The 13,690-nt window shown below is 53.4% G+C and carries 14 protein-coding genes; 4 read left to right on the plus strand and 10 right to left on the minus strand.

The annotated features are described in order from the left end of the window. Nucleotides 1–81 precede the first annotated feature (81 nt). Nucleotides 82–1,272, plus strand: a complete 1,191-nt coding sequence (cls, locus tag GC56T3_RS17605) for a cardiolipin synthase (protein ID WP_013146633.1) — start codon at nt 82–84, stop codon at nt 1,270–1,272. A gap of 128 nt (nt 1,273–1,400) precedes the next feature. Here the strand turns inward: cls and GC56T3_RS17610 are convergent, their stop codons facing one another. The 6 genes from GC56T3_RS17610 to speE form a co-directional block, all read right to left on the minus strand. Beyond that, nucleotides 1,401–1,568, minus strand: a complete 168-nt coding sequence (locus tag GC56T3_RS17610) for a XapX domain-containing protein (protein ID WP_013146634.1) — start codon at nt 1,566–1,568, stop codon at nt 1,401–1,403. Between the two features lie 74 nt (nt 1,569–1,642). Continuing rightward, nucleotides 1,643–3,316 (minus strand): arginine--tRNA ligase, encoded by a 1,674-nt coding sequence (argS, locus tag GC56T3_RS17615; protein ID WP_011232868.1) that lies wholly within the window; start codon nt 3,314–3,316, stop codon nt 1,643–1,645. Nucleotides 3,317–3,319: 3 nt separating this feature from the next. Then, the gene (locus GC56T3_RS17620; RefSeq protein WP_013146635.1) at nt 3,320–3,751 is read right to left on the minus strand and encodes a DUF1934 domain-containing protein; all 432 of its coding nucleotides are present in this window, start codon (nt 3,749–3,751) and stop codon (nt 3,320–3,322) included. Between the two features lie 254 nt (nt 3,752–4,005). Next, complete coding sequence (locus GC56T3_RS17625) at nt 4,006–4,383, minus strand: hypothetical protein (protein WP_013146636.1); 378 nt, start codon at nt 4,381–4,383, stop codon at nt 4,006–4,008. 131 nt (nt 4,384–4,514) lie between these two features. Further along, a complete protein-coding gene (gene speB / locus GC56T3_RS17630) occupies nt 4,515–5,390 on the minus strand; it encodes an agmatinase (RefSeq protein WP_013146637.1) in 876 nt (291 codons plus the stop codon). Nucleotides 5,391–5,403: 13 nt separating this feature from the next. Further along, complete coding sequence (speE, locus tag GC56T3_RS17635; protein ID WP_041468616.1) at nt 5,404–6,231, minus strand: polyamine aminopropyltransferase; 828 nt, start codon at nt 6,229–6,231, stop codon at nt 5,404–5,406. Between the two features lie 256 nt (nt 6,232–6,487). Here speE and GC56T3_RS17640 point away from each other — a divergent pair, with 256 nt between their 5' ends. Beyond that, nucleotides 6,488–8,533, plus strand: coding sequence for a transglycosylase domain-containing protein (locus GC56T3_RS17640; protein WP_013146639.1), 2,046 nt, complete (start codon nt 6,488–6,490; stop codon nt 8,531–8,533). A 131-nt stretch (nt 8,534–8,664) separates the two neighbouring features. On the opposite strand, the gene GC56T3_RS17645 is transcribed toward GC56T3_RS17640, so the two are convergent. Continuing rightward, nucleotides 8,665–9,180 carry a YwhD family protein gene (locus tag GC56T3_RS17645; protein ID WP_013146640.1) on the minus strand — a complete coding sequence of 172 codons (516 nt, stop codon included), beginning with the start codon at nt 9,178–9,180 and terminating at the stop codon, nt 8,665–8,667. Between the two features lie 19 nt (nt 9,181–9,199). After that, nucleotides 9,200–9,868 (minus strand): site-2 protease family protein, encoded by a 669-nt coding sequence (locus GC56T3_RS17650; protein ID WP_013146641.1) that lies wholly within the window; start codon nt 9,866–9,868, stop codon nt 9,200–9,202. Nucleotides 9,869–9,999: 131 nt separating this feature from the next. On the opposite strand from GC56T3_RS17650, the gene GC56T3_RS17655 reads away from it, so the two are divergent. Together GC56T3_RS17655 and GC56T3_RS17660 are read left to right on the plus strand one after the other, a co-directional pair. Continuing rightward, complete coding sequence (locus tag GC56T3_RS17655) at nt 10,000–10,188, plus strand: 2-hydroxymuconate tautomerase (RefSeq protein WP_025949649.1); 189 nt, start codon at nt 10,000–10,002, stop codon at nt 10,186–10,188. A 99-nt stretch (nt 10,189–10,287) separates the two neighbouring features. Then, nucleotides 10,288–11,589: an NCS2 family permease gene (locus GC56T3_RS17660; RefSeq protein WP_013146643.1), complete on the plus strand. Its 1,302-nt coding sequence runs from the start codon at nt 10,288–10,290 to the stop codon at nt 11,587–11,589. Between the two features lie 181 nt (nt 11,590–11,770). Here the strand turns inward: GC56T3_RS17660 and GC56T3_RS17665 are convergent, their stop codons facing one another. Continuing rightward, nucleotides 11,771–12,289 (minus strand): YwgA family protein, encoded by a 519-nt coding sequence (locus GC56T3_RS17665; protein WP_013146644.1) that lies wholly within the window; start codon nt 12,287–12,289, stop codon nt 11,771–11,773. 13 nt (nt 12,290–12,302) lie between these two features. After that, nucleotides 12,303–13,601: an HD domain-containing protein gene (locus tag GC56T3_RS17670; RefSeq protein ID WP_013146645.1), complete on the minus strand. Its 1,299-nt coding sequence runs from the start codon at nt 13,599–13,601 to the stop codon at nt 12,303–12,305. Nucleotides 13,602–13,690 lie beyond the last annotated feature (89 nt).

Here is a 13,690-nt window from a genome sequence, read left to right on the forward strand (position 1 = left end):
TTCACGGTAGATGCAATTTGAAACGTTTTGCGCGTTCTCGGGCACATTAATAAATACCGAATCGACATAGGAGGAGAAGATATGGTCGTCATTTCCGTCATTGCCATCGTATTGCTGCTCGTTTATCTTGATGACAAGCTTGGACAGTTCATCTTCCGCAATGGGCGCAAAAAAGTCGTCTACCCGGAGCGGAGAAGCGATATTTCCCTCTATATCAACGGCAGGCATTTATTTTCTGATTACTTCGCTGAACTAGGCCGCGCCCGCGATCATATTCACGTCTTGTTTTACATTATAAAAAATGACGAAACGAGCGCGCCATTTTTCCAGATTTTAAAGGAAAAAGCAGCTGCCGGCGTGAAAGTGCGAGTGTTGACCGATTGGGTCGGCAGCTTTGGACTGCCGAAAGCGCTCATCCGTTCGCTCGAGGAAAGCGGGGTGGAGTTCGCCTATGCCCGAAAGCCGCGCTTTCCGTTTTTCATTTACCGCCTCAACCGCCGCAACCATCGGAAAATTACGGTCATCGACGGGCGGGTCGGCTACATCGGCGGCTTTAACATCGGCCGCGAATACAACGGAAAAGACGCCAACTTCGGCGAATGGCGCGATTACCACTTAAAAGTGAACGGCGAAGGGGTTCACGACTTGCAAGAACAGTTTTTGCACGACTGGGAAGAAGCAACGGGCCGGACGGTGCCTGACAAACATCGCTACTTCCCGCCGCTTCCGGCCGGCGCCATTCGCCATCAGCTCGTCGCCACCAACGGCGCTGCCCTTGAAGAACAGTTTATCGAGGTCATCCGCCAGGCGAAAAAAGAAATTATGATCGGCAGCCCATACTTCATCCCAAGCCGGCCGCTGTTTAACGAGCTGATGCAAGCGCTTCGGCGCGGGGTGCGTGTGACCGTCCTTGTGCCGCTGAAGGCGGACCATTTATTTGTCAAAGAGGCTGCCTATCCGTACTTTTATCGACTCTTGAAAGCCGGCGCGCGCATTTACCGCTTTTACCAAGGATTTTACCATGCCAAAACGCTCGTCATCGATGAGGAGTGGTGCGACGTCGGCACAGCAAATTTCGATCGGCGCAGCTTGTTTTTGAACGGCGAAATCAACTGCTATGTGTTTGACCGAGCGTTTACCCGCCTCGTCAAACGGGCGATCGAGCGCGATTTGTTGCGCGCCGAGCCGCTGACGGTCGACTTTTGGCAAAAACGTTCGCTTCTTGACCGCGGCAAACAGTCGATTTCCCAGCTCATCTCCGCCTGGCTTTGACCGGTCCGAAGTTCCATTTCCCTCCCAAACAACAGAAGAAGCAAAAAACCCGGCCGGCGCTTCCGGCGGCTTGATGCTGCCAAAATTGCGCCAACCGGGTTTTGTTCCCCGTTTGATCATGCAAGTGCTTACTTCCAAAACACCGTGAACCATTGAAACAACCGCATGCCGAGATACACCCCGACGATGCCGGCGATGCCGGCCAACGCCGGGGGAGCGGGAATCGGCAACCGAAGCAAGGTGAACAAAAAGCCGACAACGATGCCGGTGATGAGCGATAGTACAACTTCTTTCATTTGTTGATCCTCCGCCACTGTTTTTCTTTAGAATGCCCAAACAAAAGAGGGAGCAGTCGCTCCCCCTCGTTCGTTTACATTTGTTCCGGCGCTGAAACGCCAATGAGCGCTAACGCATTTTGCAGCGTAATTTGCACCGCCTTGACAAGCGCGAGGCGGGCTTTTGTTTTTTCGATGTTGTCCAGATCAAGCACTTTTTCCGCGTTATAAAAGCTATGGAGCGCGGAAGCCAAATCGAATGCATAGGCGGTGACGCGATGCGGCATCCGCTTGAGCGCCGCCTCGGCGACGACATCGGGGAAATCGCCGAGCACTTTGAGCAGCTCGATTTCCTTTTCCGTTTCCACAAGATGGTGAAGCGCTAAGTCGCCGTCATAGGAAATGTGTTGTTCCTCCGCTTGGCGAAGAATGCTCGAAACGCGGGCGTGCGCGTATTGGACGTAGTAAACCGGGTTTTCATTCGACTGCGACACGGCCAAGTCCATGTCAAAATCCAAATGCGTATCGCCCGAGCGCATTGCAAAGAAATAGCGGACGGCATCGACGCCGACTTCTTCCATGAGCTCGCGCATCGTCACCGCCTTGCCGGTGCGCTTGCTCATTTTGACGCGCTCACCGTTTTGGTATAGGTTCACCATTTGAATGATTTCCACTTCAAGCGCCTCCGGATCATAACCGAGCGCAGCGATCGCCGCCTTCATGCGCGGAATGTAGCCGTGGTGGTCCGCTCCCCAAATGTTGATGAGCTTTTTGAACCCGCGCCGCAGCTTGTCTTGATGGTAGGCGATGTCCGGAAGCAAGTACGTATATGTGCCGTCCTGCTTAATTAAGACGCGGTCTTTGTCGTCCCCAAACGCCGTCGAACGGAACCATGTCGCCCCGTCCTGCTCGTAAATGTAGCCGCGCTCGCGCAAAGTGGAAAGCGCCTCGTCGATTTTTCCGCTTTCATAGAGCGATGTTTCCGAATACCAGACGTCAAACGGCACACGGAAGTCGGCCAAGTCTTTTTTGATTTTTTCAAGCTCATAGCGGAGCCCATAGTCGCGGAAAAAGGCAAGCCTCTCCTCTTCCTCCATTTCGACAAACCGGTCGCCGTACTCTTCGGCAAGCTTTTTGCCGATTTCGACGATATCGTCGCCGTAATAGCCGTCCTCCGGCAACGGCATATCGACACCGAGCGCCTGAAAATAACGGGCTTCGACCGATTTCGCTAAATTGTAAATTTGCTTGCCGGCGTCATTAATATAGTATTCACGCGTCACGTCAAACCCGGCTTTCGCCAAAATGTTGCAAAGCGAATCGCCGACCGCCGCGCCGCGGGCATGGCCTAAATGCAGGTCTCCGGTTGGATTGGCCGAGACGAACTCGACTTGCACTTTTTCCCCGTTGCCGACGTTCGATTCGCCATACGCTTGTCCCGCCTGCAAAATCGCCGGCACGACCGCCGTCAAATAGCGGTTGTCCATGTAAAAGTTAATAAACCCTGGCCCGGCGATCTCGATGCGGGCGACCGACATGCGTTCGCGGTCAAGCTGCCCGACGATGGCTTCGGCGATCGCCCGCGGCGGTTTTTTCGCGATGCGGGCGAGCTGCATGGCGATGTTCGTCGAGTAGTCGCCATGCGCCTTGTCGCGCGGCACCTCAAGCAGCACATCCGGCAGCTCGTCGGCCGAAGCCAGCCCTGCTCTTACCGCCGCCTGGCGGATTTCTTCTTTCATCTTTTCCTTGATTTGTCCGACAATGTTCACCGCTTATACCCCCTTAAATGTCAACGTCAACGTATGGCGCCCGCTTCGCTCATCGCCTAGCATCAGTTCATAGGAAAGAAAGAGCCGCCCCTTTTTCCGCCGCTCATCATAGTGAAACTCCATGGAGCTCGTTTTGGCCGCCAGCGCCCATCGTCCAAACACCGTCCCATAATGGCCCGATGTTTCTTGGCGGCGGCGGAACGTTTGCCGCATCTCGACCGCTCCGGAACGAAGGACGGTCACCTCGTCAGGCGCGATTTTCACAATGTTGTTCACCCGCCCGAGTTCGTTTTCTTCGGCAAACTGCAAATAAACGGTTTCCCCTTTTATGTAATACATGCCATCCGCCTCAAGCACAACCGTCTCTTGGCGCGGACCGTCGCGAATGACAGCCACTTGGCGGAGGCGCGCCGGGATGCCGTTTGTTTCCTTCATATCGATGAACACACCTTTGCGAACAAACAGTCATAATTTATAGTATAATGAACTGTTCCGCTCCATTCAAGAGGGGACAAACCCGGTGGGAGATTCTGCTCCAGTTGAAAAAAAAAGGGACTGACCCAAAAGGTTGTTTTTCCTTAAACAAAACACAACATATCGTTATCTTAATGATTGTTTTATGCCTACATACGGTAATAAGAAAAGGTGTCCCGATCCTTTTGGGACACCCTCTTTGTTCCATCGGTATTTTATGATGATGCCCGAACATTTTTTAACACGTTAATAGCAAAAAGAATGACACCTATCACGACGAGCACCCCGCCAATCGCTGTCACCGGCACGAACGCTTCGTTGCCGTAAACGACGAAAATGAGACCGATCATCATGACCGGCAGGCCGATATTGTGCAGCCAGAAATGCACTTTCGCCCATTTCGTCGCCGCCGCTTGTGGAAATAAATGATAGATGATGCCAACAAGCGTCAAGGCCGTCCAGCCAAGCAAGTTGATATGGACATGGACCGGGGTCAGCGCAAACGAATGGGTCATCGACATGCCAAGCCCAATACAGACGCCAATGACAAAGTACACAACGGAAATTTTGATCAGCTTCACGCCCATCTTCATTCCCCCTCTCCTTTTTCTGTAAATATATTACACATTATTACGCTCCGTACGCTCATATTCCTGCATCTTTTGTCCCACCAAAGAAAAAAGCGCCCTCGCAAACTTGCGATTTAGGCGCTTTTTCTCATTTTTCACTTCGCCACCCAGCCAAGCAGCATTTCTCTCACAAGCTTGCTCGCCGTATTGGCCGTTTGTTCGGAATGGTCGTAAATCGGTGCGACTTCCACCAAATCGGCGCCAACGACTCGCACGTCGGAGCGGGCGATCTCGTGAATGGCCAAAAGCAGCTCTTTTGACGTAATGCCGCCGGCATCGACCGTCCCAGTGCCTGGGGCATGAGCGGGATCAAGCACATCGATGTCAATCGTCACATACACCGGACGGCCAGCGAGCTTCGGCAACACGGAGCGGAGCGGTTCAAGCACCTCAAACTTGGCGATGTACATGCCGTTTTCTTTCGCCCATTCGAACTCTTCCTTCATGCCGGAACGGATGCCGAACGAAAAGACATTCGTCGGGCCGATCAGGTCAGCGACCTTGCGGATTGGCGTCGCGTGCGACAGCGGCTCGCCTTCGTAATGTTCGCGCAAGTCCGTGTGCGCATCCATATGAATGACGGCCAAATCCGGGTAGTATTCATACACCGCTTTCATGACCGGCCAGGAGACAAGATGCTCTCCGCCAAGGCCGAGCGGAAATTTGCCGGCGTCAAGCACCTTTTTCACGAACTGTTCAATCAGCTCCAAACTGCGGGCCGCATTGCCAAATGGCAGCGGAATGTCCCCAGCGTCAAAATAGCGGATGTCTTTGAGTTCGCGGTCCAAATATGGGCTGTACTCCTCAAGCCCGATTGACACTTCGCGGATGCGGGCCGGGCCAAACCGCGAGCCAGGCCGGTAGCTGACCGTCCAGTCCATCGGCATCCCGTAAATGACGGCTTCGCTTTCTTCAAAATTCGGATGGCTGCCGATAAACACGTTGCCCGAATAGGCTTCATCAAATCGCATCGCCTGCGCCCCCTTACTTCGTTAAATCCGCGACAAATTTCGGCAAGACGAAACACGCTTTGTGCAATTCTTTCGTGTAATATTTCGTCTCAATGTCATGGAACCGGTCGTCGCTCACAGCGAGCGGGTCGTATTTTTTCGAGCCGAGCGTAAACGTCCAGAGCCCGCTCGGATACGTCGGAATGTTCGCCGTATACAAACGGGTGATCGGGAAAATTTCCTTCACGTCGCGATAAACCTTGCGGATCAAATCCGCTTTAAACCACGGATTGTCCGTTTGGGCGACGAAAATGCCGTCTTCCTTCAACGCGTTGGCGATGCCGGCATAAAACCCTTTTGTGAACAAGTTGACCGCTGGGCCGACCGGTTCGGTTGAGTCAACCATAATGACGTCATACTCGTTTTCGCTTTTGGCGATATGCATAAACCCGTCATCGACTTTCACTTCGACGCGCGGATCATCGAGTTTGCCGGCAATCTCCGGCAAGTAGGTTTTCGAGCACTCGATCACTTTGCCGTCAATTTCGACAAGCGTCGCTTTTTTGACGCTTGGGTGCTTCAGCACTTCACGAATGACGCCGCCGTCGCCGCCGCCGACGACAAGCACGTTTTCCGGATTGGGGTGGGTGAACAACGGCACGTGGGCGACCATTTCATGATAGACGAACTCGTCTTTTTGCGTTGTCATGACCATGCCGTCGAGCAAAAGCATGTTGCCAAACTCCGCCGTTTCGACCATATCAAGTTTTTGGAACGGCGTCTGTTCTGTATGTAAAGTGCGGATGATGCGTGCGGTGATGCCAAAATGCTCCGTTTGCTTTTCGGTAAACCAAAGTTCCATCGGTAACATCCTTTCTCCGAGCGTTGCTTACTATACAAGTTTTCCTTAGCCAACGAAAAACTAAACATGAAAAAGTATAGAGCAATCTAGCAAAAATGCAAGAGGAACAAGTTTAAAATAAAAAATTTTTTTTCATACTGGTAAGAAAAAGCGGAAAACCTCGCTGGCGAAGCCTTGACAAAAGCAAGGCGGCGCATTCAGCCGGGCGTCCGCCCGCATGTCTAAAACAACGCCAAAACCGTTGAGGTGATTCGCAATGGAACCGATCCCGGGCAGCCGTTTTCGCGGCACGTGGAAATATGTGCGCGCCGCCGTCTTTATCGGCTTTTTTCTCGCCATCTTTGCCTTCGCCGCTCTCGGGAGCTTTGTGTTGTTCGCGAAAATCGAAGGCGCCCCGCCGGTCGCCGTGCCGCAGACGACGATTTTTTATGCCGCTGACGGCAGCAAAATCGGGGAAAGCGACCATGGGCAAAAACGCTATTGGGTTCGGCTCAAAGACATGTCCCCGCACGTCATCGAAGCGACGATCGCCGTTGAAGACCGGAAGTTTTACGAACATCACGGGTTTGATTTGAAGCGAATCGCCGCCGCCATCATTGCGAATGTAGAGGCGATGGCAAAAGTCGAAGGGGCGAGCACGATCACCCAGCAATATGCACGCAACTTGTTTTTGACGCATGAAAAAACGTGGTCGCGAAAAATCCAGGAAGCGTTGTACACCATCCGGCTTGAAGCCAACTACAGCAAAGATCAAATTTTGGAAGGCTATTTAAACACGATTTACTACGGCCATGGGGTCTACGGCATTGAAGCAGCGGCTCGCTACTATTTCGGCAAGCACGCGAGCGAGCTGACGCTCAGCGAGGCGGCGATGCTCGCCGGCATTCCGAAAGGGCCGTATTACTACTCGCCGCTTGTCAACGAGGCGCGGGCAAAAGCGCGGCAAAAAATCGTGCTCACCTCCATGGTGGAAGCCGGCTACATCAGCCGCGAAGAAGCGGAGCGGGCGTACCGTGACAAGCTCGTTTACATCCGCCACCGCGAACGAGAGCAGCCTGTGGCCCCGTATTTCCAAGATGTTGTGAAACAGCAGCTGCGCACGAAGCTTGGCCTTGATGAGCGGACGATTGAGCTCGGGGGGCTGCGCGTCTATACGACGCTGGATCCGCGTCTGCAGCGGATTGCCGAAGAGCAAATCCGTCGCATCATCGATCCGCACTCTGCCATTCAAGCGGCGCTTGTGGCGATGGATCCACGCACCGGGGAAGTGAAGGCGCTCGTCGGCGGACGCAACTACGAAGAGAGCCCGTTCAACCGGGCCGTGCAGGCGGAACGCCAGCCAGGGTCGACATTTAAGCCGTTTTTGTATTACGCGGCGATCGAGCAAGGATTCACCCCGTCGACGCAACTGCGCAGCGAACTGACCACCTTTACGTTTGACGGGGGCCGGGCGACGTATACGCCGCATAACTACAACGACTATTACGCGGACGGACCGATTACCCTTGCCCAGGCACTCGCGGTCTCCGACAACGTTTTCGCCGTCAAAACACTGCAGTTTATCGGCGCGGATAAACTCATTGAGACAGCGAAAAAACTCGGCATTACGAGCCGGTTGAAGGCCGTGCCGTCACTCGCCCTTGGCACCTCGCCCGTGAAAGTGATCGACATGGTGGCCGCGTACAGCACGCTGGCCAACTACGGCAAACAAACCGAACCGGTGTTTATTCAAAAAGTCGTTGATGCAAACGGAAACGTGCTGTATGAACATAAGCCGGAGAGCCGGCAAGTGCTCGACCGCGACGCGGCGTTTGTGACGACCCATTTAATGACCGGGATGTTCGACCCAAAGCTTAACGGCTATACAACCGTCACCGGGCAGTCAATCATCGATGACATCACGCGTCCGTACGCCGGCAAGTCGGGAACGACGAAAACGGACAGTTGGATGATCGGGTTCGCCCCGCAACTTGTCGCCGGCGTCTGGACCGGCTACGACCGCGGGGAAACGATGGATCGTCCTGCCGAAAGGCAATATGCCAAACAAATATGGGTTCACTTTATGGAACAAAGCCTCGCCGGCGAACCGAAAAAATCGTTCAAACCGACCAAAGGCGTCATCGGCGTCTACATCGACCCGCAAAACGGCAAGCTGGCCACCGACTCCTGTCCGGTGAAACGAAAAACGTACTATCTCATCGGTACAGAACCGACCGACTATTGCACCGACCATTTGGAAAAGAAAAAGAAGAAACAAGGAGACGGAAAAAGCTGGTTCGAGAAATGGTTCCCATGGTTTTAAACAAGAAAATCCCCTGCGTTTGCCCGCAGGGGATTTTCTTGTCCTAGTTTTCCTGTGTTATACATGTAGATTTAGTTTATCCTTTTTTCCAAACGAGAACAAGCCCTTAGGCAAACATGTTCACAAAACCGTCACAATTCGCCTTCGAGCCCTTTTTTCAGTTCATCGCTCGAACGGTTCCACATCCCGATGTCATGTCCTTTCAAAAAGTCGGCGAGCACCCGCTTCGACTTAGCGTCCATATGATCGACGATGATATGCCGTTTCAGCGATTTATCGAGCCGGTTCACATGTTCCGGCAATAACTTATAACCGCGGCGCGCCTCAAGGTCGACCGTCATTTCGCACGCCGTCACCCCGGCGTAATACGGACCGTCCTCGCGGCGCTCGATCGTCACCCAGACGATCCAATACGGCTTGCCGTTTGGCACGGCGGAGCGATCCGGCAAAAACTTGATGCCGCGCTCAACAGAGCTGCGGGCATGCATCGCCCCCATATCGACGAACGCTTCGCCCGCTTCGACGTCAATGATGACCGGCGAAACGTTTTCTAAGCTCAACGCCCCGGCGCCAAAGCCGCGGTGCCCGTCGGTCGGATCGTCTTTGATGATATTAAAGCCGATGTTTTTTTTCTTTTTTTGCTCCATTCCGCTTGTTCCTCCTTCCTTACATAAACAAATTGGCGACCAACGACTGCAAATTTTCCAATACAAACGGCAGCGCCACTTGAAACACCGGCTCAATCGTATATCGGTCAAGCGGCGTGAGCACAAGGATAAGAAAAATGAGCGCCCCGTAGTTTTCCCATTGCGTCATTTTCGCCCGCAGCCCATCCGGGGCCAAGTCTTCAATAATACGATACCCATCAAGCGGCGGAAACGGCAATAAATTAAACACAAACAAGACAGCGTTCAAGCTGATAAAAATTTGGAAAAACAGATCAAACCCGGCCGCAAACCAATCCGGCAGCGCCCGCATGATGCCGAAATCGATCATCGCGTACCAAATGACAAATCCAAGCGCGGCAAGCACGAGGTTGCTCAGCGGTCCGGCAACTGACACGAGAATGCCGGCAAGGCGCGGATTTTTGAAATAAAAGCGATTGACTGGCACCGGGCGCGCCCAGCCAAACCCAGCGAGAAAAATAAGCAGGGTGCCAAGCAAATCCAAATGGGCAAACGGTGACAATGTCAGCCGTCCCTCGTTTTTCGCCGTCGGATCGCCGAACTTGTAGGCGACGTATGCATGAGCGAACTCATGCACGGAAAACGCCAGCGCCAGCGTCAACAGCACGTACGGAATTTCGCTTAACGAATACGGCAAAATGTGTTCCACTTGATTAACTCCTTTTCCCCTGTATTCACTATCCTTAGTATACATGATTTACCGCCAAAAGTGGACTGAACTTCACGGTTCCATGGTATAATAAGCGCGACAGCACTCGACAAGGAAATGGGGGAATGATGATGCCGTATGTCACGATCAAAATGCTCGCCGGCCGCACGGATGAGCAAAAGAAAGCGCTGGTGGAAAAAGTGACCGACGCCGTTGTAGAGACAACCGGGGCGAAAAAAGAGAGCGTTGTTGTGTTCATCGAGGAAATGACGAAAGACCATTACGCCATCGCTGGAAAACGGCTGAGCGATGCGGAGTAACAAACGGGGGGCGCCATCGGGCGTCCCCGTTGCTTTTTGGAATAAAAACGAATATTATTATAGTTGTCTTTCATATTGTTCGCCTTTAGGAGGTTGCCTATGATTCGTCTTCCGCACCATGCCAGCAATCGCAAAACAGAGTTTCTCGCTGGCCTGACGACTTTTTTCACCATGGTGTACATCATCGTCGTCAATCCGGTCATCTTATCAGACGCCGGCGTCCCGTTCGAGCAGGCGTTTACGGCAACCGTCATCGCAACAGTCGTCGGCACGCTATGGATGGCCATCTTTGCCAACTATCCGATCGCCATTGCCCCCGGCATGGGGCTGAACGCGTATTTTGCCTATTCCGTCGTCGGCTCGCACGGCGGCATTTCGTACGAAACCGCGTTTTCCGCTGTGTTTGTCGCGGGATTGCTGTTTTTGTTGCTGTCGCTCACCCCGCTCCGCAGCAAGCTGATCGAAGTGATCCCCGACAGCTTAAAACATGGCATCACCGCCGGCATCGGGCTGTTTATCGCCTTTATCGGCCTGCGGCTGACCGGAATTATCCAAGCCCATCCGCAAAATTTGGTCGCGCTTGGCAACTTGCATGCCCCGTCGGCCGTGTTGACGCTCATCGGCCTGGCGGTGACGCTCGTTTTCATGATGCGCGGCGTCAACGGCGCGCTCTTTTACGGCATGGTCGCGACCGGCGTCATCGCCTACGCGACCGGGCAGCTTCACTTTGACAAAGGTATCGTCTCGCTGCCGTCGCTGCCGGAAGGGCTTGTCGCCGCCAATCCATTGACGGCCGTTGGCGATGTCATCAGCCACAGCTTGTACGCTGTCGTCTTTTCCTTTTTGCTCGTCACGCTCTTTGACACGACCGGCACGATGATCGGCGTCGCCCAGCAAGCGGGACTGATGAAAGGAAACACACTGCCGCGCGCCCGCGAGGCGCTCTTGGCCGACTCCGTCGCGACCACGATCGGCGCCATGTTCGGCACGAGCCCGACATCGGCGTACATCGAGTCGTCAACCGGCGTCGCCGCTGGCGGACGCACCGGCTGGACCGCGCTCACGGTCGCCGTCTTGTTCATCGCAGCCGCCTTTTTCAGCCCGCTTGTCGGCGCCGTCGCCGGGCTTTCTGCCATCACCGCCCCGGCGCTCATTGTCGTCGGCAGCTTGATGATCAGCAACATCGCCCATATCAATTGGCGCGAACTGGACGAAGCGTTCCCAGCCTTTCTCATCATCTTAAGCATGCCGCTCACGTCCAGCATCGCGACCGGCATCGCGCTCGGCTTCATCTCGTACCCGCTCTTAAAAATCGCCCGCGGCCGCTGGCGCGATGTGCCGTTGCTGCTGTACGTGCTTGCCGTGCTGTTCTTTTTGCAGCTGGCGTTTTTGCCGCATTAACCAAAAATGAAGAAGGTGTCCCAAAAGGATCGGGACACCCTCTTTCGTCTCTATATATACGCACTAACCGCTTCTTTCGCACTATATTTTGTGTCTATCCTGAAGACAGACGGCCTTTTGGGTCAGCCCCTTTTCGTCTATGGCCAACTGATGATACGTTGAAGCAGCTTTTTCCGCCCGCCTACACACGGGCTTTGTTGTGGCATCGGCTGCGCAGCGCCTCAATGTACGCGTACGCCTCCTCTATTTCTTCTTCCGTATAGCGCTGCTTGCTTTTTAACACCGCAATTTTCTCTTTCACTTCGTCTTTCGGCAAATGTTCAAAATAAAGCACGGTGGACACAAGTTCCAAAAAACGGGCATTTTGTTCGTTCATCGCTTGCATGCACTCCGCCAAGCCCGGCATGTCCCAGTCATAATGGCGCAAAAACTGTTCGCCCGCTTCGGTCAATGTATAGCGATATTGCATATAACCGCTCTTTTTCTCTTTCACTTCATGCAAAAAGCCGAGCGCGCACAGCTCTTCGATGCGGCATGTCAGCTCTTCCGAATACGGGCCGTAAAAGTGGAAATCGAATTTCTCGTAAAACGGAAAGTCGAGCTTTTTCGCGATGTAGATCATTTTTTGCAGCTTTTTGCGGCCGGCAATTTCCCCGGCGGCCGCCAACGCCTTCATTACTTTCGCATGCTCTGTGAGCACTCTCCGTCATCTCCTAACCCTTTAAAATTTCCATAATCTTTTTCTTCACTGTCCGCTTCGTCGACAAATCTTCCAGGAAATCAGCTGGGAAATACAGCTTATGGTCGGTGCGCCGTTTCCCGGAAATGGCGTCAACGAGCACCGATTCGCGCGACAGCTCGCGAAGCTCCCCGTTTGGCATCAACAAATAAATCGGAAGGCGCTCGCCTTCCTCGCCCGGCCGGTAAAAGTCATACGGCAAATCCGAGGACGAATCGACGACCAAGTAGTAGTCCGGGTCGATGCCCGCTTTTTTAAACAAACCGGTCAGCTCAATGAGCTTCTCCATTTGCTCGTTCGTCGGATGGAACTCCGTATATTTGAACAGGCGGCGGCGGACAAACCGCTGGCACAGATCGCTTAAAATCGGATCCCGTTCGTATTGCCATTGCTGGAAGTAAAACAAGATGACTGCCTCATCCAGCGCCAAGTAATCGCCAAGCGGCACGTTCCCCGCAAAGAACGATAAAAAGTGGACCGGCTTCGTCTGAAAACGATACCCCTCTTCATACAGCTTTTTCGCCCGATGCAAAATTTTCGTCAAAATGACTTCCGCACTGCGCGTCACGGGATGAAAGTACACTTGCCAGTACATTTGGTAGCGGCTCATGATGTAATCCTCCACCGCATGCATGCCGCTTCGTTTGATGACGACTTGGTCTTCGCGCGGGCGCATGACGCGCAAAATGCGCTCCATGTCAAAATAGCCGTAGCTGACGCCGGTGTAGTAGGCATCGCGCAACAAATAATCCATCCGGTCGGCGTCAATTTGGCTCGAAATGAGGCTCACAACAAGCTTGTTCGGGTACGTTTTGGCGATCACTTCCGCCACTTTTTGCGGAAAATCGTCGCCCACTTCGCGCAAGGCGGCGTTCACTTCTGTATCGCCTAAAATGATTGCCTGTGTAAAATCTTCGTGGTCGAGGCGAAACACCTTTTCAAATGAATGGGAAAACGGGCCGTGCCCTAAATCGTGCAAGAGCGCCGCGCATAGGCAAAGAAGGCGCTCGCTATGATCCCAATGATCGCGGCCGACAAACACGTCGTCAATGATGCGGCGGATGATTTCGTAAACGCCGAGCGAATGGTTAAACCGGCTGTGCTCGGCGCCGTGAAACGTCAAATATGTCGTGCCGAGCTGCTTGATGCGGCGCAGGCGCTGAAACTCTTTTGTGCCGATCAAATCCCAAATCACTTTGTCGCGAACATGTATGTATCGGTGCACCGGATCTTTAAACACTTTTTCTTCGTCAAGCTGCCCGCCGGAATACATCGCATCCTCCTCTTCCGTCTCCAACATACATCTATTATACGCCGTTTCTTTTGGCAAAGAAATAGTTGACTTTTTTCCCCGTCTTTCTC

Source organism: Geobacillus sp. C56-T3 (assembly GCF_000092445.1).
Classification (GTDB): Bacteria; Bacillota; Bacilli; order Bacillales; family Anoxybacillaceae; genus Geobacillus; species Geobacillus thermoleovorans.

Bases quoted from the DNA above. Each gene is read 5' to 3' on its own strand.
- cls (WP_013146633.1), top strand. From the start codon at position 82: ATGGTCGTCATTTCCGTCATTGCCATCGTATTGCTGCTCGTTTATCTT.
- GC56T3_RS17610 (WP_013146634.1), bottom strand. From the start codon at position 1,568: ATGAAAGAAGTTGTACTATCGCTCATCACCGGCATCGTTGTCGGCTTT.
- GC56T3_RS17620 (WP_013146635.1), bottom strand. From the start codon at position 3,751: ATGAAGGAAACAAACGGCATCCCGGCGCGCCTCCGCCAAGTGGCTGTC.
- GC56T3_RS17625 (WP_013146636.1), bottom strand. From the start codon at position 4,383: ATGAAGATGGGCGTGAAGCTGATCAAAATTTCCGTTGTGTACTTTGTC.
- speB (WP_013146637.1), bottom strand. From the start codon at position 5,390: ATGCGATTTGATGAAGCCTATTCGGGCAACGTGTTTATCGGCAGCCAT.
- speE (WP_041468616.1), bottom strand. From the start codon at position 6,231: ATGGAACTTTGGTTTACCGAAAAGCAAACGGAGCATTTTGGCATCACC.
- GC56T3_RS17640 (WP_013146639.1), top strand. From the start codon at position 6,488: ATGGAACCGATCCCGGGCAGCCGTTTTCGCGGCACGTGGAAATATGTG.
- GC56T3_RS17645 (WP_013146640.1), bottom strand. From the start codon at position 9,180: ATGGAGCAAAAAAAGAAAAAAAACATCGGCTTTAATATCATCAAAGAC.
- GC56T3_RS17655 (WP_025949649.1), top strand. From the start codon at position 10,000: ATGCCGTATGTCACGATCAAAATGCTCGCCGGCCGCACGGATGAGCAA.
- GC56T3_RS17660 (WP_013146643.1), top strand. From the start codon at position 10,288: ATGATTCGTCTTCCGCACCATGCCAGCAATCGCAAAACAGAGTTTCTC.
- GC56T3_RS17670 (WP_013146645.1), bottom strand. From the start codon at position 13,601: ATGTATTCCGGCGGGCAGCTTGACGAAGAAAAAGTGTTTAAAGATCCG.